This is a genomic window from Nonomuraea sp. NPDC050383 (assembly GCF_044459125.1).
Classification (GTDB): domain Bacteria; phylum Actinomycetota; class Actinomycetes; order Streptosporangiales; family Streptosporangiaceae; genus Nonomuraea.
The window spans coordinates 145,610-172,133 of sequence record NZ_JBITIP010000001.1 but is presented as its reverse complement, the minus strand read 5'-3'; the positions used below and the strand labels follow the sequence as shown (position 1 = coordinate 172,133).

Below are 26,524 nucleotides of genomic sequence, written 5' to 3'. Positions count from 1 at the left end.
ATCACTAAATAAAGGAAAAATCATGAAATTTCGGAACATTGTAGGTGTGGCCGCGCTGTCGGTGTTGCTGGCCGCATGCGGCACGTCGCAGTCCGCGACCACGAACGCGGGCGCCGAGTCCGCCGACACCGTGATCAAGGTGGGCGCGTCCCCGGTGCCGCACGCCGAGATCCTCAACTACGTCAAGGACAACCTGGCGCCCGCCGCCGGCCTGAAGCTGGAAGTGGTCGAGTTCACCGACTACGTGCAGCCGAACGTGCAGCTCAGCGAGGGCCAGCTGACCGCCAACTTCTTCCAGCACAAGCCGTACCTGGACGACTTCAACGCCTCCAAGGGCACGAAGCTGAGCTTCGTCACGCCCGTCCACCTGGAGCCGCTGGGCCTGTACTCCAAGAAGGTCACCGGCCTGGCGGCGCTGCCCTCCGGCGCGACCGTCGCCCTGCCCAACGACGCCACCAACCTCGGCCGGGCGCTCAAGCTGCTCGCCGACAACGGCGTCGTGACCCTCAAGGACGGCGCCGGCACCGCCGCCACCGAGCGCGACGTGACCGGCAACCCGAAGAAGCTGACGTTCAAGCCGCTGGAGGCCGCCCAGCTCCCGCGCTCGCTCGACGACGTGGACGCCGCGGTCATCAACGGCAACTACGCCATCGAGGCCGGGCTCAAGCCCGCCTCCCAGGCGCTGGCCCTGGAGAAGAGCGAGGGCAACCCGTACGTCAACGGCCTGGTCGTGCAGGCCGGGCACGAGAAGGACGCCGGCATCGTCACCCTGGGCAAGCTCCTGCAGGACCCGAAGGTCAAGGAGTTCATCAAGCAGAAGTACCAGGGCTCGGTCATCCCCGCGCAGTGACCCCCGTGCAGGAGCCGCGGCCTCGGCACGAGGCCGCGGCTCCGCCGTGCCCGGACCGGCACGCGAAGATCAGGACGCTGGCGCGGCGGCCGATGGCCGAATAGTGTTCGGTTCATGTACCCGGGAGTGATCGCGGCAGCGAACCCCGACAAACCCGCTGTCGTGATGGCGGGTTCCGGGGAGATCGTCACCTACCGGCGGCTGGACGAGGAGTCCAACCGGCTGGCCCACCTCTTCCGCGCCGCCGGGCTGCGGCCGGGCGACCACGTCGCCTTCATGCTCGGCAACCACCCGCTCTTCCTGGCCATCGCCTGGGCGGCCCACCGCTCCGGCCTCTACTACACGGCGATCAGCTCACGGCTGCTCACCGACGAGCTGGCCTACATCGTCGGCAACTGCGGCGCCCGCGTCTTCATCTCCAGCGCGGACCTGGCCGGCGTCGCCGCGTCCATCACGGACGCCACACCCCGCGTCGAGCGCCGCCTCATGCTGGAGGGCACGGCGCCGGGGTTCGAGTCGTACGAGAGGGCGGTCGCCGGCATGCCGGTCACGCCGATCCCCGACGAGCGCCAGGGCGCCGACATGCTGTACTCCTCCGGCACCACCGGCCGCCCCAAGGGCGTCAAGCCGTCGCTGCCGCGGGCCCCGCTCACCGAGCCCCCCATGCTCTACAAGCTGGTCGCGGGCCTGTTCGGGCCCACCGGCGACAGCGTCTACCTGTCGCCCGCGCCGCTCTACCACGCCGCCCCGCTGCGCTACTGCATGACGTTCCAGCGGCTGGGCGCCACGGTCGTGGTGATGGAGCGCTTCGACCCTGAGGAGTACCTCCGGCTCGTCGAGAGGTACGCGGTCACGCACACGCAGCTCGTCCCCGCCATGTTCAGCAAGCTGCTCAAGCTGCCGGAGGAGACGCGCAAGGCGTACGACCTGTCGTCGCTGACGTGCGCCATCCACGCCGCCGCGCCCTGCCCGGTCGAGGTCAAGGAGCGGATGATGGAGTGGTGGGGCCCGATCGTCCACGAGTACTACGCGGGCACCGAGGGCAACGGCTTCCTGTACGCCTCGCCGCAGGACTGGCTGGCGCATCCCGGGACGGTCGGCCGCTCGCTGCTCGGCCCCGTGCACGTCTGCGACGAGCGGGGCGAGGAGCTGCCCGCGGGGCGGACGGGCGTCATCTACTTCGAGAGCGGCGTGCGCTTCGAGTACCACGGCGACCCCGGCAAGACCCGCTCCGTGCAGGACCCCGGAGGGCGCGGCTGGACCACGCTCGGCGACATCGGCCATCTCGACGCCGACGGCTTCCTCTACCTCACCGACCGGCTCTCCTACATGATCATCTCGGGCGGCGTGAACATCTACCCGCAGGAGGCGGAGAACGTCCTGTCCGTCCACCCCAAGGTCGCCGACGTGGCCGTCTTCGGTGTGCCGGACGAGGAGATGGGCGAGCAGGTCAAGGCCGTGGTCCAGCCGGCGTCCATGGCCGAGGCGGGGCCGGGGCTGGAGGAGGAGCTGATCGCGTACTGCCGCTCACGGCTGGCCCCCTACAAGTGCCCGCGGTCGGTGGACTTCCGCGAGGAGCTGCCGCGCCACGCCACCGGAAAGCTGTACAAGCGGCTGCTCCGGGACGAGTACTGGCCCGCCGCCGACCCCGGCACGTCCGGGTAAATGAAGATTTTTTCTGGTTCGCGGGACAGGTGACCGAGCCCCCACCAGCGGTGATAAGGCCCGTGTCAGGGCTCTCAGGAACCTCTGATCACGGTCTTAACCTGCACTTACGCGCGACTTGGCACTCTTGGGTCATCGGGACTTGAGGAGATGACAATGAACGCGAACGAGCCTCGCGAGCAGGGAAACGGCGGCTGGAGCCAGTTCGGTGACACGCCGCCCTCCGCCGGGGGGTTCCCCCGGCGAGACACCATCATCATGGGTCACCCCGCACCTCCGCCCCCACCGCCCGCGCCCGCCAGGCCGGGCATCTCCACCCGTCAGAAGGCCATCGCCGGCCTCGCCCTGGCCGCCATGGCCCTCGGCGGCGGTGCGGCGGGGGCCGCCGTCGCCACCGCGATGCAGCCTGACACGGTGGCGGCCACGGCCGCCCCGGCGCCCGCCTCGTTCAAGCAGGCGGCCAGCACCCTGACCGTCTCGGACGTCGCCGCCAAGCTGCAGCCGTCCGTCGTCATGATCCAGGGCAGCACCGGCGAGGGCTCCGGCGTGGTGCTGTCCGCCGACGGCCTCGTGCTCACCAACAACCACGTGGTCGTGGGTGCCGGGCAGGGCGGCCAGATGTCGGTGAAGTTCAGCGACGGCAAGACCGCCAAGGCGTCGGTGGTCGGCACCGACCCGACGAGCGACCTCGCGGTCATCAGGGCCGAGGGCGTGTCCGGCCTGACCCCGGCCCAGCTCGGCGACAGCGACCAGGTCAGGGTCGGCTCGCCGGTCCTGGCCATCGGCAGCCCGCTCGGCCTGCAGGGCTCGGTCACGGCGGGCATCATCAGCGCCCTGGACCGCACGCTCACGGTCGGCGGCGAGCAGGAGCAACAGGGCCCGCCCGGCTGGGGGCAGCCCGGCGGTCAGGCGGCCGAGACCACCACGATCGGCGGCGCCATCCAGACCGACGCGGCGATCAACCCCGGCAACTCCGGCGGCGCCCTGGTGGACGCCGCGGGCCAGGTCGTGGGCATCAACACCGCCATCGCCACCAACGGCGGCAGCAGCGGCAGCATCGGGGTGGGCTTCGCGATCCCCATCAACACCGCCAAGCAGGTGGCCGACCAGCTCGTCAACGGCGGCAAGGTCAGCCACGCCTACCTCGGCGTGAGCGTCACCGACGCCACCGGTGATGTCACCGGCGCCCTGGTGCGCCAGGTGATCCAGGGCAGCCCCGCGGCCAAGGCCGGACTCCAGGAGGGCGACCTCATCACGAAGATCGCCGGCAAGCCCGTCGACGGCGGCGACACGGTCCTTGGCCAGGTCAGAGGTTTCAAAGCGGGCCAACAGGTTCAGATCACATATATGAGGGATGGAAAGACGAGTAACGTCACCGTCACTCTCGAAGAGAAGAAATAACAGGACCCCCTCACGGACGGGTGTGCCGTCGAGATCGCTGCGGACTCGGCGGCACACCCCCGTTCAGGTCTGCCATACGACGGCCCCGGCGACCGGGGCCGTCGTCGCGTGCAAGGCGTCAGGAGAACCGGCGGCCCTCGTCACGCCGGTAGGCCCAGCCGGCGGCCAGCGCACCCGCCACCGTCCATGCGGCCAGCATGACCAGCGCCGTCACGTTCGGGGCCGAGCCGGTGGTCGCGGCCCACACCAGCTCCACCGCGCCGCGGCTCGGAACGTAGGGCGAGAGCGCCTGGACGAACTCCGGCATGATCTGCGGCGGCATGAACAGCCCGCCCAGGATCGCGACCGGGAAGAACACCACCTGCGACACGCCGATCGCCGCCTTCGAGGCCAGCAGGAACCCCAGGAACAGCCCGATCATCATGAACGGCACGGCCCCGGCGAGCAGCGCCGCCAGCCCGAGCGCCAGCCTGGGCGCCGTGACGGTCGCGGCGGTGAGCAGCGCCGCGATGACCACCACCGGCACGGCTGCCGCGATCATGACCGCCATGGTGGTGAGGATCCGCCCGGCGAAGCGGGGGAGCGGCCCGGCGGGCAGGGTGCGCAGGTAGGGGTTCCAGGGCTGCTCGCGGTCCTGCGCGACCGAGATGCTCAGCCCCATCAGCGCCGCCGACATCGCGCCGATCATCATCATCGACCCGGTCGCGCGGGTGGCGCCCACCGGGTCGTCGCCCGCGAACGGCACGACGAACGCCAGCATCGAGGCCGCCGGGAAGAACGCGCTGGCCACCAGGCCGATCGGCACCCGGATCTGCTCCAGGAGCTGGTAGCGGGTATGGGCGAGGATGAGGCTAGACATGAGCGGTCTCCTTCGAGGTGATGGCCAGGAAGGCCTCCTCCAGCGTGGTGGGCCGGATCTCCAGCCCCGAGAACGGCGTGCCGCTGCGCACGAGCTCCACCACCAGCCGGTCGGGGTCGGTGGTGAGCAGGTGGACGCGGCCGTCCTCGCGCTCGACGCCGAGGACGCCCGGCAGCTCGGGCAGCGCGGCCGCGGTCAGCGACACGCGCCGCACGCCGACCACGTCGCGGATCGCGGCCACGGTGTCGTCGGCCAGCACCCGTCCATGGCCGACGACGATCACCCGCTGCGCCAGCGCCTCGATCTCCTCCAGGTAGTGGCTGGTCAGCACGATCGTGCCGCCCTGCTCGTGGAAGCCCCTGATGCCCTCCCACAGCGCGCGCCGGCCCTCCACGTCGAGGCCGGTCGTCGGCTCGTCGAGGAACACCATCCGCGGCTCGCCGGCGAAGGCCAGCGCCACGGCCAGCCGCCGCTTCTGCCCGCCCGACAGCCCGCCGATCTGCCGCTTGACCAGGTCCTGGAGCCCGAACTGTTCGAGCAGCTCCGACCTGTCGGCCTTGCGCGGGTAGTGCGCGGACACGAAGTCGACGATCTCGCCGACCCGCAGCGCCTCGGGCAGGCCGGTCTCCTGCGGGGTGACGCCGATGCCCCGCCGTACGACGGGATCCTGGGGCGAGCCGCCGAGCAGCTCCACGGTGCCGGACGTCGGCCGGCGCAGGCCGACGAACAGGTTGATGAGCGTGGACTTGCCGGCCCCGTTCGGGCCCAGCAGGCCGACGAGCTCCCCGGCGCGGATGTCGATCGACACCCGGTCGAGCGCGAGCACGTCGCCGTACCTCCGGGTCACCTCGGCCGTGCGGGCGAGGACCGTCATGTGGAGCCTCCAGCGGTGTCGATCAGGGCGCGGATGGCCCTGGTGTATTCGTCGAAGGCCAGCCGTCCGCGCTTCGTGAGCCCGACGTACGTGACGGGGGTGCGGCCTCTGTGGGTCTTGGTGATCCGGACGTATCCGGCGTCCTCCAGCTTGGTGAGGTGGACGGACAGGTTGCCCGCGGTCATGCCGAGCAGGTCCTTCAGCGCCGGGAACGCCATGTCGTCGCGGTCTCCCAGCGTGTTGAGCGCCGCCACCACCCGCAGCCGGGCCTGGGCGTGGATGACGGGGTCGAGCTCGGGTGGCGGAGGTGGGTCGGCCGTCATCCGCGCCACCGCAGCCAGATCCCCGCCCCGATGAACCCGCCGCCGACCAGGACCGCGTTCAGCAGCGCCTGCCAGCCCGCGCCCAGCATGATCCCGACGACGTTGACCGCGATCGTCCAGGCGCCGAGGAAGAACATCGGCCAGTTCAGCCAGACCGCCGCCGTCATCATGTAGATCACGCCGACGACGAGCAGCGACAGGCCCGCCCAGAGCAGCTGGGCCTCCTCCTCCTGCAGGACCAGGGAGATGCGGATGCCGATGGCGAACACGAGGACCATCCCGGCGAGCCAGGTGAAGCCGATCATCGTCCCGCGCGCCGAGCTGTCGCCGCGCAGCTGCCCGCTCATCCTCGCGATGCCGTAGCCGGCGAACGCGCCCGCCAGCACCTGGGCGCCCTGGAGCACGCCGACCGCCTGCATCTGCGAGATCGGCGCCAGCGGCCGGCCGTCCAGCCCGAAGTGCAGGAACAGCGCGGTGAAACCGATCAGCCAGGCGACCCCCCAGGGGACGTAGAGCAGCAGCGGCTCGCCCTGGAGCCGCCTGACCGTGGCGGCCTGCTGCTCCTCGATGAGCCGCAGCGTCTCCGCGGGACTGGGCGGGGCCTCGGCGTCGTCTGTCATTTCAACCTCTCTCACCATCAAACTGGTTTGTACTTTAAACCAGATGGTGCCGCCAACACAACACTCGACGAAATGTCACTGTTCGGGTCGGATGCGCGCTGCAATATTCCCTGGTCACCCGTGGTTGACAGGAATCTGGCGACCAGGTCATCCTGATCGGCGGCGTGCCCAAAGGACGCAAAACTCAACAATGGCAAGGCGTGACACATGACGTCAGATGCAGCACCCTTAGCATCTGTTCTGCCCCTCTACGAGGACCAGCTGCGCGCGACCCCAGAAAGGGTCGCCGTCTCGGCCGGCGAAGAACACCTCACCTACCGTGAGCTGGATCGCCTCGCGAACGGCATCGCCGATCACCTGCGTCGTCATACGGCGACCGCGCGGCCGCGGCCCTGGGTGGCCGTGCTCGCAGGCCGCTCGATCCGGCTGGTCGCGGGCCAGCTCGCCGCGATGAAGGCGGGCCTCGCCTTCGCGCCGATCGACCCGGCCACCCCCGCGGAGCGGGTCCACGCCATGCTGGCGGGAGCGGCGGCCGTGGTCACGACGCCGGAATGGCGGGCGATGGTCCCCGACGGCGTCCCGGTGATCGACGCGTCAGACGAGGCCGACGCGTCACCGCCGCCCCACGTAGAGGCCGACGACCTCGCCTACGTCGTCCACACCTCCGGCTCGACGGGGACTCCCAAGGGCGTGCTCGTCCCGCACCGTGCGCTGACCAACCTGATCAGGTGGTCGCACGACACCTTCGGGCGGGGCGGCCGGGCCCCGCTGCTCACCAGCCCCAACTTCGACCCGTCGGTCTGGGAGATCTGGACGTACCTGACCGCGGGCACCACGATGGTCATCCCCAGCGAGCGGACCAGGCTCTCGCTGCCCGCGCTGCGCGACTGGATTGTTGAGCAGGAGCTGACCACCTGCTACGCGCCCACCCCCATCGCCGAGGGCCTGCTCGGCCTGTCCTGGCCCGAGGAGACCAGGCTGGCGACGCTGAGCACCGGCGGCGACCGGCTCACCACCTATCCGGCCCCCGGCCTGCCCTTCCGGCTGGTCAATCTCTACGGCCCGGCGGAGTGCGCCGTCAACGCCATCGCCGGCGAGGTGCCGGTCCACGACGGGCAGAGCCGCCCGCCCGCGCTCGGCACGCCTCTGCCCGGCGTCACCGTCCATCTCCTGGACGAGGCGATGAAGCCGGTCGAGGAGGGCGAGATCCACCTCGGCGGCGTGTGCGTCGGCCTGGGCTACCTCGACCGGCCCGACCTCACGGCCGAGCGCTTCGTCCGTGACGAGGAGGGCCGGCTGCTCTACCGCACCGGGGACCTGGCCCGCCGCAACCAGGCGGGCGAGATCGAGTTCCTGGGACGGCTCGACGACCAGGTCAAGATCCGCGGCAACCGGGTGGAACTGGGCGAGATCGAGACCGTGCTCGGCCGTCACCCGCGGGTCCGGGCCGCCACCACCGCCGTCCGCGGCCACGAACTGGTCGCCTACGTCGTGGGTACGGCGACAGAGCAGGAGGGGCGCTCCCACCTCCGCCGGTTCCTGCCCGACTACATGATCCCCACCGCCTGGGTCGTCCTGGACGAGCTCCCGCTGACCGGCAACGGCAAGGTGGACCGTGCCGCGCTGCCGGACCCGGTCCGCGCCCCCCGCTCGGTCACTCCGCCCGGCACCCCCACCGAGGCGCTGCTCGCCGAGATCTGGCAGGACGTCCTCGCGGCCGGACCGATCGGCGCCGACGACGACTTCCTGGCCCTGGGCGGCCAGTCGCTGCTGGCGATGCGCGTCGCCGCCCGCGCCTGCGAGAGGCTGGGCAAGCCGGTCGAGCCCCGGATGCTCTTCGAGCACCCCGTGCTCGCCGCGTTCGCCCGCGCGGTCGACGCCCTGCCGCCGGCGGCCGCTGAGACCCCCGCCGAGGACGGGCTGACGCCCGCACAGCGCCGGCTCTGGTTCATCGACCAGATGGCGCCCGGCTCGCAGTACAACGTGCCCATCCTGTTCGCCCTGGACGGTCCCCTCGACACCGGGCGGCTGGAGAGCGCGATCAACGAGATCGTGCGCCGGCATCCGTCCCTGCGCACCCGCTACGAGGAGCACGACGGCGAGCCGGTCCCCGTGGTCGAGCCGGCGGTGACCGTGGCGATGAAGGTCATGGACGCCACTCCGCGCGGCGCGGACGCGCTGGCCCGGCACGCCGCCCGTGACCCCTTCGACCTGCGGAACGGCCCCGTGCTGCGGGCGCTGCTGCTGCGGCTCGCCGACGACAGGCACCGGCTGCTGGTGACCGTCCACCACATCGCCTTCGACGGCTGGTCGGCCGGGGTCCTCCTGGACGAGCTGGCGCGGCTCTACGCGGGGGAGACCCTGCCCCTGCCGGCCGGCCCGCGCCAGGCCCGGCGAGGTCTCGAGGGCCTGCCGTACTGGAGGAAGGCCCTGGACTCGCCGCCCGAGCGGCTGGGGCTGCCCGCCGACCGCCCCGGGGCCGCGGCGCCGGTGCGGCGCGGCGCCCGGGTCCGGGTCACGCTGCCGGACGGGCTGCTCGGCGACCTGGAGGCGCTGGGCAGGCGCGCCCAGGCCAGCCCGTTCATGGTGCTGTTCGCGGCCTTCCAGGCGCTGCTGCACCGCTACAGCGGCCAGGACGACATCGTGACGGGCGTGCCGTTCTCCGGCAGGGAGGCGCCGGGCGCCGACTCCATGATCGGCTTCTTCGTGGAGACGCTGCCGATCAGGACCGGCCTGGCCGGCGACCCCTCCTTCGAGCGCCTGCTGTCGCAGGTGCGGGCGGCGGTCCTGGCCACGCCCACCGACGTGCCGCTCGAGGAGATCGTGCGCGAGCTCTGCCCCGACGGACGGCCGCCGTTCGACGTGCTGTTCGCGATGCAGGACCCGCCGGACGCCCGGCGGGGCGACGGCGTGACCTTCCGGATGCTGGAGGAGGTGGAGAACGGCGGCGCCAAGGCCGACCTGGTGCTCTACGCCGAAGGGCAGCGGATGAGCCTGGAGTTCGCCACCGACCTGTTCGAGCGCGCCACCGCCGAGCGCCTGCTGGGGCACTACGTACGCGTCCTGGAGCAGGTGGCGGCCGACCCGGCCGCGCCCGTCTCCGCGCTGCTCGCCCGCGAGCACGAGCCCCCCGGCCGCGGTCCCGGCCAGTGCCTGCACCGGCTCTTCGAGCAGCAGGCGGACAGGACGCCCGACGCGGTCGCCGTCGAGTTCGACGGCGACGCCCTCACCTACGCCGAGCTCGACCGGCGCGCCAACAGGCTCGCCCACCTGCTGCGGGGCATGGGCGTGGGCCCGGAGGTGCCGGTCGCCCTGCACGTGCGGCGCTCGCTCGACCTGCCCGTGGCGCTGCTGGGCATCCTGAAGTCGGGCGGCGCCTACGTGCCGCTCGACCCGTCCTATCCCGAGGGGCGCCTCACCCAGGTGCTCGGCCGGGTCGACACCCCGGTCCTGGTGACGCACCGGGCGCTGGCCGGCGGCCTGCCGCACGAGCGGCCCGTCCACGTCGACACCGACCTCGACGGGCAGCCGGACCACCGGCCGGACAGCGGGGTCACGCCCGACGACCTGGCCTACATCCTGTTCACCTCGGGCTCGACCGGGCAGCCCAAGGGCGTGGCGATGCCGCATCGCCCGGTGGCCAACCTCATGGCCTGGCACAGCGGCTCCTACCGGAGCCTGCAGTTCACCGCCCTCGGCTTCGACGTCTCGGTGCAGGAGATCTTCAGCACCTGGGCGTACGGCGGGACGCTCGTCATGGTCGGCGACGACGTGCGGCGCGACCCGGCCGCCCTGCTCGACCACATCGCGCGCCACCGGGTGGAGCGCATCTTCCTGCCCTTCGTGGCGCTGCAGTCGCTGGCCGGCGCCGGGACCGAGCCGCCCGCCACGCTGCGCGAGGTGATCACCGCGGGCGAGCAGCTCCAGGTCACCCCGCAGCTCGAACGGTTCGTCAAGCCGTGGATGACGCTCCACAACCAGTACGGGCCGACCGAGGGCGCGATCATCGACATCGCCCACACACTCACCGGCCCTCCGCGGGACTGGCCGCGGCTGCCCCCCATCGGCAGGCCGATCACCGGCGTCCAGGCGTTGATCCTGAACCGCCTGGGCCACGAGACCCCCGACGGCGTCCCCGGCGAGCTGCACCTCGGCGGCGCCTGCCTGGCCAGGGGCTACCACGGGCAGCCCGAGTTGACCCAGGAGCGTTTCATCACCTGGCGGGACGGGCGCCGGCTCTACCGGACGGGGGATCTGGCCCGCCGGAACGAGGCCGGGGACATCGAGTTCCTGGGCCGCGCGGACGACCAGGTCAAGATCCGCGGCTACCGGGTCGAGCCCGGCGAGATCGCCGCGGTGATGGCCGGGCATCCCGCCGTGCGCGAGGCGTTCGTCATGGCCAGGGAGGGCAGGCTGGTGGGCTACGTCGCCGCCGACGGCACCCCCGAGCTGCGGCCCTACCTGGCCGAGCGGCTGCCCGAGTACATGGTGCCGAGCACGTTCGTCACGCTGGACTCCCTGCCGGTGAACCCGTCGGGCAAGGTGGACCGGCAGGCCCTGCCGGAGCCCGGCACGGGCACGCGGACCGTCACGGCCCCGGCCACTCCGGTGGAGCAGGCCATCGCCGCCATCTGGCAGGAGGTGCTGGGCGGGCAGGTCGGCCGGCACGACAACCTCTTCGACCTGGGCGGACACTCGCTCAACGCGACCCGGATCGCGTCCAGGCTGCGCGAGGCGCTGGAGGTGCAGGTCCCCCTGCGGAAGCTTTTCGCCCACCCGACCGTCGCCGAGCTCGGCGCGCGGCTCGCCTCACCGGACGTGGAGGCGGCCGCCGAGCTCTATCTCATGGTCGCGGCGTACTCAGACGAAGAGGCCGAGGCACTGCTGCGGTCCATGGAAGGTAACCAATGAGCCTGTCACCCCAGCAGCGCCAGCTCCTGGACGCGTTACGCAAGAAGAAGCAGCAGGCCGGGCGGTCCAGGCCCGACCGGCTGCCGATGTCCTTCACCCAGGCGCGCGCCTGGTACCTGGACAGGATGGCGCCGGGCGCCGCGCACTACCTGATCCCGCTCGCCTTCCGCATCGAGGGCCCGCTCGACCGCGAAGCGCTGCACCGGGCGCTGAACGCCCTGGTGGCCAGGCACGAGAGCCTGCGCACCACGTTCGCCATGGACGAGGACGGCCCGTACCAGATCGTGGCCGAGTCGCTGACGATCGGCCTGGCGGACACCGCGGACGGCACGCCGATGGACCTGACCACCGGCCCGCTCATCCGCGCGCACCTGGAGCGCGAAGCCGCGGACCGGCACGTCCTTCACCTCACGCTCCACCACATCGTCGCCGACGCCTGGTCGCTGGACGTGCTGCGCCACGAGCTGGGCGCGCTCTACGACGGCCGGGAGCTGCCGGCGCTGTCCCGGCAGTACGCCGACTACGCGATCCGGCAGCGGGACGACGACCACAGCCGGGAGCTGGACTACTGGCGCAGGACGCTGGCCGGCGCGCCGCCGGTCACCGAGCTGCCGGCGGATCTGCCCCGGCCGGCCGTCCAGACGTACGCGGGCGCCGAGCTGCCCTTCTCCCTGGACCTCCCGCGCGAGGAGTTCAAGGCGTACTGCCGGAGCCTGGGCGCGACGCCGTACATGGTGCTGTTCGCGGCCTACCTGGTCGTTCTCTCCCGGCGCTCCGGCCGGCATGACCTCGTGGTGGGCACGCCCATCGCCAACCGGGACAGCGTCGAGTTCGAGGGCCTGATCGGGTTCTTCACCAACACCCTGGCCATCCGCGCCGACCTGTCGGGCGACCCGTCGTTCCCCGAGGTGGTCGAGCGGGTCAGGGACGCGGTGCTCGACGCCCACGACCACCAGGCGATGCCGTTCGAGCGGCTGGTGGAGGAGCTCAACCCGGAGCGCCGGCTGGACCGCAGCCCGGTCTTCCAGACGATGTTCAACATGCTGCCCGAGGCCACGGCGGCGCTGGAGCTGGCCGGGCTGACGGTCACCCCCGTGGAGATCCCCGAGCGCACGGCCAAGTTCGACCTGACCGTGGGCGTCCGCGAGACCCTGGACGGGCTCGTCGAGTACAACACGGACCTGTTCCACCCGGGAACGATCCGCGCCCTCGTGGCCGACCTCCAGCAGGTGCTCTCGGCGGCCATGGCCGGGGACGAGGCGCCCGGGGAGCTGCCGCGCCACCAGATCTCCCAGCTCGTCACCCGGGCCTGGCGCGAGGCGCTGGGCGGCGACGCCTTCGGCCCCGACGACAACTTCTTCGACGTGGGCGGCCACTCGCTGCTCGTCCTGCAGGTGCATGAGCGGCTGCGCAAGCGGTTCAGCCTGACCGTCACCGACCTGTTCCGGTACCCCACCGTCGCCTCGCTGACGGACTTCCTGAGCCCCGGCGCTCCGGCCGCGCCGGAAATCGTCCGGGCGGCGCCCGCGTCCGCCGGGGGCGCGCTCGCCATCGTCGGCATGGCCTGCCGCTTCCCGGGCGCCTCGGGGCCGGAGGAGTTCTGGGCGGCGATCCGCGACGGAGTGGAGGCCGTACAGGACTTCACCGACGAGGAGCTGCTGGCCGACGGCGAGGACCCCGGCCGGCTGGCCGACCCCGCCTACGTCAGGTCCGGGACGGTGCTGGAGGGCATCGACCTGTTCGACGCCACGCTGTTCGAGTTCACCCCGCGCGAGGCCGAGATCCTCGACCCGCAGCAGCGCCTGTTCCTGGAGACCGCCTGGGAGGCCCTGGAGGACGCCGGCTGCGACCCCGCCCGCCACCCGGGGCAGATCGGCGTCTTCGCCGGATCGGCGATGAGCAGCTACTTCATCGAGAACCTGCTGGCCGCGCCCGACGTGCTCAAGGCGGTGGGCGAGTTCCAGGTCCTGCTCAGCAACGACAAGGACTCCCTGCCCACCCGGACCTCCTACAAGCTCGACCTGCGCGGGCCGAGCGTCAGCGTGAACAGCGCCTGCTCCACCTCACTGGTCGCGCTGCACCTGGCCAGGCAGAGCCTGATCGCCGGCGACTGCGACATCGCGCTGGCCGGGGCGGTCCGGGTCAACGCCTGGACCCGCCGCGGCTACCTGTACCAGAGCGGCGGCATCGGCTCGCCGGACGGCCACTGCCGCCCCTTCGACGCCGAGGCGCAGGGCACGATCGGCTCCAGCGGCGTGGGCGTCGTCGTGCTCAAGCGGCTGGAGGACGCCGTCGCCGCCGGCGACACCATTCACGCCGTCGTCCGCGGCTCCGCGGTCAACAACGACGGCACCAGGAAGGTCGGCTACACCGCGCCGGCCGTGGACGGCCAGGCCGAGGTCATCACCGCGGCACTGGCCTCAGGCGGCGTCGACCCCGCCACCATCGGCTACATCGAGGCGCACGGCACGGGCACCGCGCTCGGCGACCCCATCGAGGTGGCGGCGCTCTCCCAGGTCTTCACCGGCGACCGGCCGATCGCGCTGGGCTCGGTCAAGTCCAACATCGGCCACGCCGACGCCGCGGCCGGGATGGCCGGGCTGATCAAGACCGTGCTGGCGCTCAAGCACCGCACGCTGCCGCCCACGGCCAACTTCACGACGCCGAACCCGCGCATCGGCTTCCACCCGTTCTACGTGCCGACCGCCGGCACGGAGTGGCCCGAGGGCCCGGAACCCCGCAGGGCGGGCGTCAGCGCGTTCGGGATGGGCGGCACCAACGCCCACGTCGTGCTGGAGGAAGCGCCACCGCGGCCGGCCGCCCAGCAGCCGGCCGCGCCGCCGGCGGCCGGCCCGCACCTGCTGGTCCTGTCGGCCGCCAGCGACACGGCGCTCGCGGAGCAGGCCACCCGGCTCCGCGCCCACCTGCGCGCGCATCCGGACACGGAGCTCGGCGACGTGGCCGCCACCCTCCGGCACGGCCGCCGCCACCTCCGGCACCGCGGCATCCTGGTCGCCGAAGACCCGCGGTCGGCGCTGGACGCCGAGCTCGTCACGGGCGAGTCGCGCCCGCGCGAGGTCGCCTTCGTCTTCCCCGGCCAGGGCGCGCAACAGCGGGGGATGGGCGCGGGCCTGTACCGGTCGGACGGCGTCTTCCGCGCCGCCGTCGACTCCTGCTCCGGCATCCTGGAGCCGCACCTCGGCCTGGACCTGCGCCAGGCCCTGTACGGCGAGGCCGGCGACCTCGACCAGACCTGGCTCACCCAGCCCGCGCTGTTCGTGACGGAGTACGCGCTCGCGCGCACGCTGATCGAGCGCGGGGTCCGCCCGGCGATGATGGCCGGCCACAGCATCGGCGAGTACGTCGCCGCCTGCCTGGCCGGGGTCTTCACCCTGGAGGACGCCCTGCGCCTGGTCGCCGCCCGCGGCCGCCTGGTGCAGAGCCTGCCGCCGGGTTCGATGCTCGCCGTGCCGCTGCCCGAGTCCGAGCTGGGCGACCTGCTCGGTGAGGACGTCTCCCTGGCGGCGGTCAACACCCCCGAACGGTGCGTCCTGGCCGGCCCGGAGCCGGCCATCGCCGAGCTGGAGCGGCGGCTGACCCGGCAGGGCGTCGCCTGCCGCCCGCTGCGCACCTCGCACGCCTTCCACTCCTCCATGCTCGATCCGGTGCTCGACGCCTTCGCCGCCGAGGTGGACTCCGTGCGGCTGGGCACTCCGGACCTGCCGTACCTCTCCAACGTCACGGGCGGCTGGGTGTCCGGCGCCGAGACCAAGGACCCCGCCTACTGGGTGCGCCACCTGCGGGAGACCGTGCGGTTCGCCGACTGCGCCGCCGCCCTGGTGGAGGCCGGCGTGGCCGTGGCCGAGGCGGGGCCGGGCCGCACGCTGACCACCCTGGTGCGCCGCCAGGGAGGCCAGGCCGTGGCCGCCCCGCTCGCCGAGCCGGACAGCGGGCCGGCCGCCCTGCTGGAGGCCGTCGGACGGCTGTGGGTGAGCGGCGCCGACGTCGACTGGGCCAGGGTCGGCCCGCCCGGCAGGCGGGTTCCGCTGCCCTCCTATCCGTTCGAGCGGCGCCGCTACTGGATCGAGCCGCGGACCCGGCGCTCCGAGCTCGCGGCGGCGCCGATGCCGGTGCCGGTCGCGGCGGCGGAGACCCCGGCGGCCCAGGAGCTCGACCCGGTCGCCGCGGCCTGGCAGGACGTGCTCGGCATCGTCCCGGCCGGCCCGCAGGACGACTTCTTCGACCTGGGCGGCGACTCCCTCGTGGCCACCCAGCTCGCCGCCCGCCTCGGCCTGTCCATCGAGGCCGTCTTCGACCACCCCACGCTGGGCGGCCAGCGGGAGCTCGTCGCCTCGGCGGGCACCGCCGAGGAGATCACGGCCGTCGACGAGCCCGGCCCGGCCCCCGTCTCGTTCGTCCAGCGGCGCATGTGGTTCATCGACCAGGTGCACGGCTCGGCCGCCTACGCCGTCGCCACGGCGCTGGACCTGCGGGGTGAGCCGGACGTGGAGCGGCTGCACGGCGCCCTGCGTGAGCTGGTGCGGCGGCACGAGTCCCTGCGGACCGTCTTCCACGCCCCGGACGGCGAGCCGGTGCAGGTGGTGCTGCCCGCCGGGGAGGTGCCGCTGCCGGTCGAGGACTGCGATGACGCCGAGCGGGCGCTGAGCGAGGCCGCGGCCCAGCCCTTCGACCTGGAGCACGGGCCGCTGTTCCGGGCCCGGCTGCTGCGGCTCGCCCCGGATCACCACGTCCTGTCGCTCGTCTTCCACCACATCGTCGTGGACGGCTGGACGATCACCCTGCTGAGGACCGAGCTGGCGGCGCTGTACAACGGCGAGACGCTGCCCGAGCCGCGGGTCAGGTACCGCGACTACGCGCGCCGGCAGCGGGAGCAGACCGCCGACCTCGGCTTCTGGACGCGGCGGCTGCGCGGCATCCCGCACAGCCTGGACCTGCCCACGGACCGGCCGCGCCCGCCGATGCAGACCTTCGAGGGGGCCGTCGTCACCCGCGCGCTCCCCGCGGACCTGGTCAAGGGGCTGCGGGCGCTGAGCCAGGAGCGGGGCGCCACGCTGTACATGACCCTGCTGGCCGCGCTGCACACGCTGCTGTACCGCTACAGCGGCCAGGAGGACATCTGCGTCGGCTCGCCCGTGGCCGGGCGCACCCGCCCCGAGCTGGAAGGCATCGCGGGCTGCTTCATCAACACCCTGGTCATGCGGGCCACGATGGACGGCGGGCTGCCGTACACGGATCTGCTGGCGCAGGTGCGCGAGTACGCGCTGGGCGCCTACGCCCACCAGGACGTGCCGTTCGAACGGCTGGTGGAGGAGCTCGACCCGCCCAGGGACCTGTCGCGCAACCCGCTCTTCCAGGTGCTGTTCAACCTGCTCAACCTGCCCAAGAGCGACCTCGACATGGCCGGGCTGGCCGTGGAGGAGCTGGACGTGGAGACGGGCACCGCCCAGGTGGACCTGGTCCTCTACGCCTACGACCACGGCGACGAGCTGCTGTGCAGGCTGGAGTACAACACCGCCCTCTACGACGCCGGCACCGTCGAGCGGCTGCTGCGGCACTACGAGACCCTGCTGTCCGCGATCGTCGCGGCGCCCGGTACGGCGCTGTCCGACCTGGTCCTGCTCACCGGCGAGGAGCTGGCCGAGCAGCTGGACAGCCAGGACGTCGAGGTGCCCGGCCTGTGCGTCCACGAGCTGGTGGAGGCGCAGGCCGACCGGACGCCCGACGCCGTGGCCGTCACCTTCGAGGGCGTCTCGCTGACGTACCGGGAGCTGGACGAGCGGGCGAACCGGGTCGCCCGGCGCCTGCGGGCGGCGGGCACGGGGCCCGAGGAGCTGGTGGGCGTCGCGATGGAGCGGTCGGCCACGATGCTGGTCACCCTGCTCGGGGTGCTGAAGGCGGGCGGCGCCTACGTGCCGCTCGACCCGATGTACCCGCAGGAGCGCCAGGACTACATCCTGGACCACTCGGGCATCCGCGTCCTGGTCACCGAGCGCGAGCTGGCCGGCCGCTACACCGGCTACCAGGGGCAGATCGTCCTCGTCGACGACGGCTTCTCCGAGGAGAGCCCCGAACGGCTGGGCGTCCCGGCCACCCCGGAGAACCTCTGCTACGTCCTCTACACCTCCGGCTCCACCGGGCTGCCCAAGGGCGTGCGCGTCCAGCACTCCTCGGTGGTCAACTTCCTCACCTCGATGAGCCGCGAGCCCGGCCTGACCGGCCAGGACACGCTCCTGGCCGTCACCACGTTCGCCTTCGACATCTCGGTGCTGGAGCTGTTCCTGCCGCTCACGGTCGGCGCCCGCGTGGTGATCGCGAGCCGTGAGGCGGCCTACGACCCGGTACGGCTCGCCGCCCTGCTCGACGGCGCGACCGTCATGCAGGCCACCCCGGCGACCTGGCGGCTGCTGCTGTCGTCGGGATGGGAAGGCGGGCCCGCGCTGAAGGCGCTCTGCGGCGGCGAGGCGCTCCCCGCCGACCTGGCCGCCGACCTGCGCGGCCGGGTGGCCGAGCTGTGGAACATGTACGGGCCGACCGAGACCACGATCTGGTCCACCCTCACCCGCGTCACCGACGGTCCGATCACCATCGGCCACCCGATCGCCAACACCCGCATCCACCTGCTCGACGCCGCGATGCACCTGGTTCCCACCGGCGTGGTCGGCGAGCTCTACATCGGCGGGGCGGGCCTGGCCCGCGACTACCTCGGCCGGCCCGAGCTGACGGCCGAACGCTTCGTCACCTGGCATGACGGCGGCAGGCTGTACCGGACCGGTGACCTCGCCAGGCGCCGGGCCGACGGCTCGATCGAGTTCCTCGGCCGGGCCGACGGGCAGGTGAAGGTCCGCGGCTACCGGATCGAGCTGGGCGAGATCGAGTCGCTCCTGCTGGCGCATCCCGCGGTCCGCGAGGCGGTCGTGGTGGTGCGCGGCACGGACGAGGACAAGAGCATCGCCGCCTACCTGACCGTCCACACCCCGGCCGACTCCGAACACGACTGGCGCGACCACCTGCGGCGCAAGCTGCCCGACTACATGATCCCCTCGGCGTTCACCCTGATGGAGGCGCTGCCGCTCACCCCCAACGGCAAGGTGGACCGCAAGGCGCTGCCCGAGCCGGTGAGCCGGGCGCGCGCCGAGGGCGCGGCGCCGCGGACGCCGGCCGAGGTCAGGCTGGCCGAGCTCTGGTCGGCGATCCTGGGCGTGCAGGGCATCGGCATCGACGACGACTTCTTCGGGCTGGGCGGCGACTCCTTCAAGGCCGTGCGCGCCGTACGGGACTCCGGGATCCCGGCGACCGTGCTGGACCTCTTCAAGAACCCCACCATCAGGGCGTTCGCCACACTCGACGGGTCGTCGCGGGGCGGCGGCCTGCTGCACGAGCTGACGCCCCCGCGCGCCGCGGCCACGCTGACCCTGGTCTGCGTGCCGTTCGCGGGCGGCGGCGCGATCACGTACCAGCCGCTGGCCGCGGCCCTGCCCGAGCACATCACCATGCTCGCGCTGGAGCCACCGGGCCACGACACCGGCAACCCCGGCGAGCCCGTCCTGCCCTTCCACGAGCTCGTCGAGGGCTGCGTCAAGGAGATCAAGGAGAAGGTCGGCGGGCCGTTCGCGCTCTACGGCCACTGCATGGGCGGCGCGCTCACCGTCCAGCTGGCCCGCCGGCTGGAGGAGGAAGGCGTCAAGCCGGTGAAGGTGGTCATCGGCGGCCACTTCCCGGCGCCCCGCCTGCCCGGCAAGGCCTTCGCCTGGTTCCGCAGGATCTTCCCGATGGAGCGGTGGACCTCCAAGCGGCAGGCGCTGGAGTTCCTGCGGGCGATGGGCTTCTTCACCGAGGAGCTCGACCCCCGCGAGCGTGACTTCATCATGGGCGTCTTCCTCCACGACACCCAGGAGGGCGAGGACTACTACACCGACCTCTACCAGGCGCCCATCAAGAAGCTGTCGGCGCCGCTGGTCTGCGTGGTCGGCGAGAACGACCGCGCCACCGAGCTGTACGAGGAGCGCTTCCGCGAGTGGGAGGCGTTCTCCGACTCGGTGTCGCTGGAGGTCATCCCCAAGGCGGGGCACTACTTCCAGAAGCACCAGGCGCCCGAGCTGGCCGAGATCCTCAACGACGCGGACCGGCCCGCGCCACCGCCGCCGCCCCTGCCCCGCGTCCAGCAGGCCAGCCTGAAGACGTTCTTCCTGGTGGCCTTCGGCCAGCTGGTGTCGCTGATCGGCACCGGACTGACCACGTTCGGCCTGGGCCTGTGGGTCTACCAGCAGACGCAGTCGATCTCGATGTTCGCCGTCGTCTCGGTCATGGCGATGCTGCCGGCCGTCGTGCTGGCGCCGATCGCGGGAGCGGTGGCGGACCGCTGGAACCGCAGGCTCGTCATGATCACCGCGGACTCGGCGGCGGGCGTCGCCTCCGCCTCACTGGCCGCCCTGCTCTGGACGGGCGGCCTCGAACTCTGGCACGTCTACGTCATCGTCGCCGTCGGCGCGGTCTCGACGGCCTTCCACCAGCCCGCCTACATGGCGGCCGTGGCCCAGCTCGTGCCCAAACGCTACTACGGCAGAGCCAACGGCCTGGCCCAGCTGGGACAGGCCGCCGGGACCGTCCTGGCGCCGCTGCTGGGCGGCGCGCTGGTGGCCGCCATCGGGATGCGCGGCATCGTCACGATCGACCTGTCCACCTTCGCCTTCGCGGTCACCGTGACGCTGGCGGTCCGCTTCCCGAACACGCTGTTCAAGAAGCGGGAGGAGTCGTTCTGGCAGGAGGTGACCGGGGGCTGGCGCTACATCTCCCGCAGGCACGGGCTGCTGGCCATCATCCTGTTCACCTCGTTCCTGAACTTCCCCTTCGCCATGGTCGAGGTCCTGGCCACGCCGCTGCTGCTCAAGCTCACCGACACCGGCGGCCTGGGCGTGGCGCTCTCGATGACCGGCGTCGGGCTCCTGACCGGCAGCGTGATCATGACGGTGACCGGCGGCCTGGCGCGCCGTACGCACGGCATCCTCGGCAGCTTCATCGCCCTGGGCTTCGCCTTCGCCGTCATCGGGATCGCGCCGCACCCGGCGCTGCCCGCGATCGGGCTGTTCTGCGTCGGGCTGCTCACCGCGTTCCTGAACACGCACTGGTTCTCCATCGTGCAGCAGAAGGTCGGGCTCGACCTGCAGGGCCGGGTCATCGCCACCAATCTGATGCTCAGCTGGGCCATGGTCCCGCTCGGCTTCCTGCTGGCCGGACCGCTGGTCGAGCACGTCTTCGACCCCATCGCCGGCGCCGCGCAGGGCAGGGGCATCGCCCTGCTCACCGTCGTCGCCGGGGCGGTGACCGTGCTCATCGGCCTGGCGGCCGCGCGTTACCGGCCGGTCCGCCGCCTGGAGGACGACCTGCCCGACGCGATCCCCGACGCGGTGGTCATCACCGACAAGGACCTGATCCAGCAGCAGGCCGACAAGCAGCTCGTCGCCTGATCGCCCACCCCTGGCACGGCGCCGCCGTGCCGGGGGACGCGCTAGCGGGAGCGGGTGAGGGCCTCGGACTCCCACAGGTCGCGGTAGTAGCCGGGCTCGGCCACCAGCGTGGCGTGGGTCCCGCGCTGGACGACCCGGCCGTCCTCCAGCACCACGATCTCGTCCACGTCCTCCAGCCCGTGCAGCCGGTGGGTGACGAGCAGCGTGGTGCGGCCCCGGGTGGCGTCGAGCAGGTCCGCCATGAGCCGGTCGGCCGTGTCCTCGTCCAGCGCCTCGGCCGGCTCGTCCAGCAGCAGCACCGGCGGGTCGTACAGCAGGGCCCGGGCCAGGGCCAGCCGCTGGAGCTGGCCGCCGGACACCGTCCGGCCGTCCTCGCCGAGCTGGACGTCCCAGCCGGTCCGCTCGGCCCACTGCTCCAGCCGCGCCTCGCGCACGGCCGCGGCCAGCTCCTCCTCGCCGGCCTCGGGGCCGGCCAGGCGCAGGTTGTCGCGCAGACTGGCCTGGAAGACGTACGGGTCCTGGGTGAGGCCGGTCATCAGCGCGCGGACGTCGTCCGGCGCCATGCCCCTCACGTCGGCGCCGTTGACCAGCACCCGGCCCGCCTCGGGCTCGACCAGGCGCATCAGCGCCGACAGCAGGCTGCTCTTGCCGGCCCCGCTGGGGCCGACGAGCGCCACCCGCCGGCCGGGCGTCAGCGTCAGGGACACGCCGTCGACCGCGGGCCGCGCGGCGTCGCCGTGCCGTACGACGAGGTCCTCGACCTCGACCGTGTACGGCGGCGCGGGCACGGGGGCGGGGGAGGGCGGCTCGGCGACGGCGGGCGGGGCCGAGCGGACCTCCTTCAGCCGCTGCAGCGCGGCCGTGATGCCCGCCATGCGCTCGCCCGCCGCCGCCAGCGGCAGGACCGGCTCGAACGACACCAGCGCCGTCAGCGCCAGCACGGCCGTGGCGACGCTCCCGGCGCCGGCGCCCTGGGCGAGCAGGACGATGGCCGCCACGGTCAGCCCCTGCACGAGGGTGCCCCCGGCCAGGGCGAGGGCGTGGACGCGGGCCTGGCGGCGTTCGAGGGCGGCCAGGGCGCCGTCCGCGTCGAGGGCCGTCGCGAGCGCGCGGCCCTCCGCGCCGTACGCGGCCAGGTCGGCCGAGCCGTGCACCAGGTCCGCCACCGCGCCCGCGAGCGCGGCCCGGGCCGGGGCGATCCGGGCCGACCAGCGGCGCGCCGCGGCGGCGGTGGCGGCGGGCAGCGCCACGCCCGCCACGGCCAGCCCGCCGGCCAGCACCAGCGCCGTCACGGGCAGCACGAACAGCCCGACCACGACCGCGGCCAGGCCGGTCAGCGCCGCGGCGGCGGCCGGGAGCAGGGCGCGCACGAGCAGGTCCTGGACCGCCTCGGTGTCGTCGACCATCCGGCTCAGCAGGTCGGCGCCGCCGTGCCGGGGCGGGCGCGGCGGGATCAGCGCCTCGTACAGCTCCTCGCGGGTGCCGGCCTGGGCGCGCAGGGCCACGTCGTGGCCGGTCAGGCGCTCGGCGTAGCGCAGGACGCCCTTGCCGGTGGCGAACGCCCGGGTGGCGACGATCGCCACGCTCAGCGCGGCCAGCTCCGGCTGCTCGGCGGCCCGGGTGATGAGCCACGCGGCGGCGGCGATCAGCCCGAGCCCGGCCAGGTCGGCGCCCGCGCCGGCGAGCACGGCCCAGATCAGCCGGACTCCCGTCCGCCCGCTCATCGGTCACCTCCGCGGCTCCGGTCGCGCCCGCCGGCCCGGACAGGATCGTCGCGACCCGGGAACGTGTCGGGGGATGGTGTGTGCGGGCGGGCCGTGTCGGGGGAGGGTGCGTCCGGGTGGGCCGTGTCGGCGATGACGCGGCCCTCGTGGAGGCGGACGACGCGATCGGCCAGCTCGATCATCGCGGGGCGGTGGGCGACGATGACGGCCGTACGGCCCCGGCTGAGGTCGGCCGTCGCGGCCACCACCGCGGCCTCGCTGCGCCCGTCGAGCCGGGCGGTCGGCTCGTCCAGCAGCAGCACCGGGGCGTGCGGACGGCAGAAGGCCCGGGCCAGGGCGACCCGCTGCCGCTGCCCGGCCGACAGGTTGGCGCCGCGCTCGCCCACCTGGGCGTCGTAGCCGCCGGGCAGCCGCTCGACGAACTCGTCGGCGCGCGCGGCCGCCGCCGCCCGCCGTACCTCCTCCTGGGACGCGTCGGGGGCTCCCAGCCGGATGTTGTCCGCCACCGACGTCGCGAACAGGTGGGGGCGCTGCGGCACGAACGCCAGCCGGTCGCGCCACGCGCCCGCGTCGAGGTCGCGCAGGTCGGCGCCGTCCACGAGCACGCGGCCCTCCGACGGCTGGACGAAGCCGAGGAGCAGGTGGAGCAGCGTGCTCTTGCCGCCGCCGCTCTCGCCGACCAGCGCGACGCGCTCGCCCGGCTCGATGGTGAGGGACACGCCGGACAGGGCCGCGTCGTCCCGGCCGGGGTAGCGCACGGTGACGTCGTGGAGCTCGATCCGCGGCGGCTCGCGCCCCGGCGGTGCGGCCCCGCCCCGGGACTCGGCGGGGCCGGCGGTCCGGTCCGGGACGGCTCGGGAGTCGGCGGGGTCGGCGGCCCCGTCCAGGACGGCGAAGGCGGCGTCGGCGGCGGCCACGCCCTCCATCGAGGCGTGGAAGCGCGTGCCCATGACCCGCAGCGGCAGGTATGCCTCGGGCGCCAGCAGCAGCACCAGCAGCGCCGTCGTCAGGTCCAGCGACCCGCCCAGCAGCCGCAGCCCGATCGGCACGGCCACCAGCGCCAGCGACAGCGACGCGCACAACTCCAGGACGAGCGACGACAAGAACGCCACCCGCAGGGTCCGCATGGTCGCCGAGCGGTGGGCGTCGGCCACCTGCCGGATGACTGTCGCCTGGTAGCGGGCCCGGCCGAAGGCGCGCAGCGTCGGCAGCCCGCGCACCACGTCGAGGAAGTGCCCGCCCAGCCGGGACAGCGCGTGGAACTGCCGCTCGGTGACCGCCTTGGTCGTCATGCCCACCAGCGCCCCGAACACCGGGATCAGCGGCAGCGTCACCAGCACGATCACCGCGCTGGTCAGGTCGGCGGCGAACAGCCGGACCAGCACCGCCACCGGCACCACCGCGGCGACGGCCACGGCCGGCAGGTAGCCCGTCAGGTAGGCGTCGAGCCGGTCGAGGCCGCGGCCGGCGAGCGTCACCAGCTCGCCGGAGCGGTGGCCGCTCAGCCGCGCCGGGCCGAGCTCCTGGAGCCGGCCCAGCAGCCGCCGCCGCAGGGCGGACTTCACGCCGGTGGCGGTGCGTCCGCCGAAGACGCCCTGAGTCCAGGCCAGCAGGGCGCGCAGCGCGACCACGGCGACGAGGCCGGCCAGCGCCGTGGCGGCGAACCTGCCGGACAGCACTCCGGCCAGCAGCTCGGCCTGCACCAGCACGAGCAGACCGGCGATGACCGCGGCGGCCAGGGTGACGGCCAGGTGGCGGCGTACCGACTGCTCGGCCCGCATGAGCCGGAGGAGATCCTTGTGCACGTGTCCTCAGAAGAACGAGGGGGCCGGGACGGCGCCTCTCCCGGGGCGGAAGACGCGCCACACCCATACTTGCGCGCCGACCATGACGGGCGCGAACGGCAGGATCATGAGACCCATCACACCCAGCGTAGAAGACGGGGCGCTGTGGTCGAGCAGGTACGGGAGGCAGGCCGCGAGCACGGCGAGCACGGGGACCGCCGCGGCGAGCCCCGACAGGGCGAGGGCGCGCCCGGAGCGGGTGATGCCGGCGGTCTCGGGCGCGCGCCAGCCGAGGAACGTCCAGCCGTGCCAGGCGAACAGCAGCGTCACGACCACGCCCAGGAGCAGCCCGACCGGGTGGAGCAGCGAGGAGCCGAAGCCCGTGGCGACGGCGTACAGCGTGACGCCCCAGCCGAACGACAGCCCCAGCGACCCCAGCATGATCATCAGGTCCCAGAACCGCCGCCAGCCCGCCCCGCCGATCCGGCGCCGGAACCACAGCCCGGCGTCCCGCACGACCCAGGACAGCAGCATGGCGACCACCATCGGGTAGAGGCCGAACAGCACCTCGCCCTCCAGGCTCGGGTACACGCCGAACAGGGCGCCGGCGACGGCCACCAGCCACACCTCGTTGGCCAGCACGAACGGCGCCATGGCGGCCACCATGCGGTCGCGGGTCTCCTGGGTCCGGCCGATCACCGGCATGAGCAGCCCCACGCCGAGGTCGAAGCCCTCCAGCGCGAAGTAGCCGGCGAGCAGCAGCGTGAAGACGACGAACCAGATCAGTTCCATCGGGGGTGACTCCTAGTAGCTCAGCGCGGGGGCGGGCCGCTCCTCGGCGGCGCCCAGGTCGAGGTCGCGCGGGCCCCGCCTGACCAGCCGGGCGATGAGCGCGTAGTCGGTCAGGGCGAGCAGCCCGAGCACGACGGTGAAGCCGACGAGCGAGGCGGTGATCATGCCCGGGGTCAGGCCGGGGGACAGGGCGTCGGCCACGGTCAGCTTCTCCCAGACCATCCACGGCTGGCGGCCGATCTCCCTGGCCAGCCAGCCGCAGATGGCCAGGGCGAACGGCACGGGCGTCAGGATCATGAGGAAGCGGTGCGTCCACCGCCAGCGCGGCAGGAAGCGGACCAGCGGCAGCATGAAGAACACCGCCACGAGGAAGAGCAGGTTGCCGATCTCCATCATCAGGGCGAGCGGCGTGCTCGCGGTGTCGCCCTTGAACTTGCCCTCCTGCAGGCCGCCGAACTGGGCGTACCCGAAGCCGACGGTGAGCGTGATGCCGATGGCCGCGGCGACGACGCCGGTCCGCATCGAGCGGGTGAAGAACGCCACGTCCTCGGTGCCGCGGCGCAGCCGGTAGGCGCTCGCGCCGACCAGCACCATGCCGGCGGTGAACAGGGCCGCGCTGATCACATGGGGGAAGGCGAAGACCAGGGTCTTGTTCGTGAAGAGGGCGGCGGCGTCGACCAGCTCCATCCGGCCGCCGCGCTCGACGGCGCCGGCAGGGTTCTGGAGGAAGGAGTTGGCCGCCATGATGAAGTAGGCGCTGGCGTACGCGGTGACCGTGACGGCCCAGATGCACGCCAGGTGCAGCCACTTCGGCAGGCGGCCCCACCCGAAGATCCACAGTCCGAGGAACGTGGACTCCAGGAAGAACGCGATGAGCGTCTCCATGGCCAGGGGCGCGCCGAACACGTCTCCGGCGTAGTGGGACAGCCCGCTCCAGGACAGCCCGAACTGGAACTCCATCACCAGGCCGGTCACGATCCCGACCGCGTAGTTGGTGACGTAGAGCTGCCCCCAGAACCTGGTCGCCCGCTCGCGCTCGGGGGCGCCGGACAGCGCCCATCGCGTGTGCATGATCGCCACCAGGGGCGCGAGTCCGAGCGTGAGCAGGACGAACAGGAAGTGGAGGCTTCCCGTCACCGCGAACTGCGTTCGCGCCAGGTCCAGCACGTCCATGCGCGTCAACTCCTTATCAAGACAGCCTACATGTAGGGAGTCTACATGTAGGCTGTCTATATG

Annotated in this window: 13 protein-coding genes; 5 read left to right on the top strand and 8 right to left on the bottom strand. The window is 72.9% G+C overall.

Going from position 1 to position 26,524, the window contains the following annotated elements; genetic code table 11:
• The first annotated feature begins 22 nt into the window (after window positions 1-22).
• The 3 genes from ACIBG4_RS00740 to ACIBG4_RS00730 all read left to right on the top strand — a co-directional run bounded on the left by ACIBG4_RS00740 (window position 23) and on the right by ACIBG4_RS00730 (window position 3,916).
• Entirely contained in the window at window positions 23-850 is an 828-nt protein-coding gene (locus ACIBG4_RS00740) for a MetQ/NlpA family ABC transporter substrate-binding protein (RefSeq protein ID WP_397200049.1), read from the top strand.
• Between the two features lie 114 nt (window positions 851-964).
• Window positions 965-2,515, top strand: coding sequence for an AMP-binding protein (locus tag ACIBG4_RS00735; RefSeq protein WP_397200048.1), 1,551 nt, complete (start codon window positions 965-967; stop codon window positions 2,513-2,515).
• Window positions 2,516-2,671: 156 nt separating this feature from the next.
• Window positions 2,672-3,916: a S1C family serine protease gene (locus ACIBG4_RS00730; protein WP_397200047.1), complete on the top strand. Its 1,245-nt coding sequence runs from the start codon at window positions 2,672-2,674 to the stop codon at window positions 3,914-3,916.
• 118 nt (window positions 3,917-4,034) lie between these two features.
• Here ACIBG4_RS00730 and ACIBG4_RS00725 read toward each other — a convergent pair whose 3' ends face one another.
• From ACIBG4_RS00725 to ACIBG4_RS00710, 4 genes are read right to left on the bottom strand one after another with little or no spacing between them, the layout of a single operon-like run.
• Complete coding sequence (locus ACIBG4_RS00725; RefSeq protein WP_355445003.1) at window positions 4,035-4,775, bottom strand: ABC transporter permease; 741 nt, start codon at window positions 4,773-4,775, stop codon at window positions 4,035-4,037.
• A complete protein-coding gene (locus tag ACIBG4_RS00720; protein WP_397200046.1) occupies window positions 4,768-5,649 on the bottom strand; it encodes an ABC transporter ATP-binding protein in 882 nt (293 codons plus the stop codon). Before ACIBG4_RS00720 ends, ACIBG4_RS00725 begins: the two co-directional genes overlap by 8 nt.
• Window positions 5,646-5,972, bottom strand: coding sequence for a transcriptional regulator (locus ACIBG4_RS00715; protein WP_310714150.1), 327 nt, complete (start codon window positions 5,970-5,972; stop codon window positions 5,646-5,648). Before ACIBG4_RS00715 ends, ACIBG4_RS00720 begins: the two co-directional genes overlap by 4 nt.
• Window positions 5,969-6,592: a hypothetical protein gene (locus ACIBG4_RS00710; protein WP_397200045.1), complete on the bottom strand. Its 624-nt coding sequence runs from the start codon at window positions 6,590-6,592 to the stop codon at window positions 5,969-5,971. Before ACIBG4_RS00710 ends, ACIBG4_RS00715 begins: the two co-directional genes overlap by 4 nt.
• Before the next feature lie 207 nt (window positions 6,593-6,799).
• Between ACIBG4_RS00710 and ACIBG4_RS00705 the strand changes: the two genes are divergently transcribed.
• On the top strand, window positions 6,800-11,503 hold the full coding sequence (locus ACIBG4_RS00705; RefSeq protein ID WP_397200044.1) for an amino acid adenylation domain-containing protein: 4,704 nt from the start codon (window positions 6,800-6,802) through the stop codon (window positions 11,501-11,503).
• Entirely contained in the window at window positions 11,500-20,988 is a 9,489-nt protein-coding gene (locus ACIBG4_RS00700; protein WP_397200043.1) for an amino acid adenylation domain-containing protein, read from the top strand. The genes ACIBG4_RS00705 and ACIBG4_RS00700 overlap by 4 nt, the downstream gene beginning before the upstream one ends.
• Window positions 20,989-21,029: 41 nt before the next feature.
• Here ACIBG4_RS00700 and cydC read toward each other — a convergent pair whose 3' ends face one another.
• Genes cydC through ACIBG4_RS00680 form a run of 4 tightly spaced genes read right to left on the bottom strand, consistent with a single transcriptional unit; the run spans window position 21,030 to window position 26,461 of the window.
• Entirely contained in the window at window positions 21,030-22,712 is a 1,683-nt protein-coding gene (gene cydC, locus ACIBG4_RS00695) for a thiol reductant ABC exporter subunit CydC (protein WP_397200042.1), read from the bottom strand.
• Window positions 22,709-24,517 (bottom strand): thiol reductant ABC exporter subunit CydD, encoded by a 1,809-nt coding sequence (gene cydD / locus ACIBG4_RS00690; RefSeq protein ID WP_397200041.1) that lies wholly within the window; start codon window positions 24,515-24,517, stop codon window positions 22,709-22,711. The genes cydC and cydD overlap by 4 nt, the downstream gene beginning before the upstream one ends.
• A gap of 6 nt (window positions 24,518-24,523) precedes the next feature.
• Complete coding sequence (locus tag ACIBG4_RS00685; RefSeq protein WP_397200040.1) at window positions 24,524-25,288, bottom strand: cytochrome d ubiquinol oxidase subunit II; 765 nt, start codon at window positions 25,286-25,288, stop codon at window positions 24,524-24,526.
• 12 nt (window positions 25,289-25,300) lie between these two features.
• The gene (locus ACIBG4_RS00680) at window positions 25,301-26,461 is read right to left on the bottom strand and encodes a cytochrome ubiquinol oxidase subunit I (RefSeq protein WP_397200039.1); all 1,161 of its coding nucleotides are present in this window, start codon (window positions 26,459-26,461) and stop codon (window positions 25,301-25,303) included.
• Window positions 26,462-26,524: the final 63 nt, after the last annotated feature.

What these genes read in the sequence shown, in the direction of transcription:
- ACIBG4_RS00735 (WP_397200048.1), top strand. Translation starts at nt 965, where the DNA reads ATGTACCCGGGAGTGATCGCGGCAGCGAACCCCGACAAACCCGCTGTC.
- ACIBG4_RS00705 (WP_397200044.1), top strand. Translation starts at nt 6,800, where the DNA reads ATGACGTCAGATGCAGCACCCTTAGCATCTGTTCTGCCCCTCTACGAG.
- ACIBG4_RS00740 (WP_397200049.1), top strand. Translation starts at nt 23, where the DNA reads ATGAAATTTCGGAACATTGTAGGTGTGGCCGCGCTGTCGGTGTTGCTG.
- ACIBG4_RS00725 (WP_355445003.1), bottom strand. Translation starts at nt 4,775, where the DNA reads ATGTCTAGCCTCATCCTCGCCCATACCCGCTACCAGCTCCTGGAGCAG.
- ACIBG4_RS00730 (WP_397200047.1), top strand. Translation starts at nt 2,672, where the DNA reads ATGAACGCGAACGAGCCTCGCGAGCAGGGAAACGGCGGCTGGAGCCAG.
- cydC (WP_397200042.1), bottom strand. Translation starts at nt 22,712, where the DNA reads ATGAGCGGGCGGACGGGAGTCCGGCTGATCTGGGCCGTGCTCGCCGGC.
- ACIBG4_RS00685 (WP_397200040.1), bottom strand. Translation starts at nt 25,288, where the DNA reads ATGGAACTGATCTGGTTCGTCGTCTTCACGCTGCTGCTCGCCGGCTAC.
- ACIBG4_RS00680 (WP_397200039.1), bottom strand. Translation starts at nt 26,461, where the DNA reads ATGGACGTGCTGGACCTGGCGCGAACGCAGTTCGCGGTGACGGGAAGC.
- ACIBG4_RS00715 (WP_310714150.1), bottom strand. Translation starts at nt 5,972, where the DNA reads ATGACGGCCGACCCACCTCCGCCACCCGAGCTCGACCCCGTCATCCAC.
- ACIBG4_RS00700 (WP_397200043.1), top strand. Translation starts at nt 11,500, where the DNA reads ATGAGCCTGTCACCCCAGCAGCGCCAGCTCCTGGACGCGTTACGCAAG.
- ACIBG4_RS00710 (WP_397200045.1), bottom strand. Translation starts at nt 6,592, where the DNA reads ATGACAGACGACGCCGAGGCCCCGCCCAGTCCCGCGGAGACGCTGCGG.
- ACIBG4_RS00720 (WP_397200046.1), bottom strand. Translation starts at nt 5,649, where the DNA reads ATGACGGTCCTCGCCCGCACGGCCGAGGTGACCCGGAGGTACGGCGAC.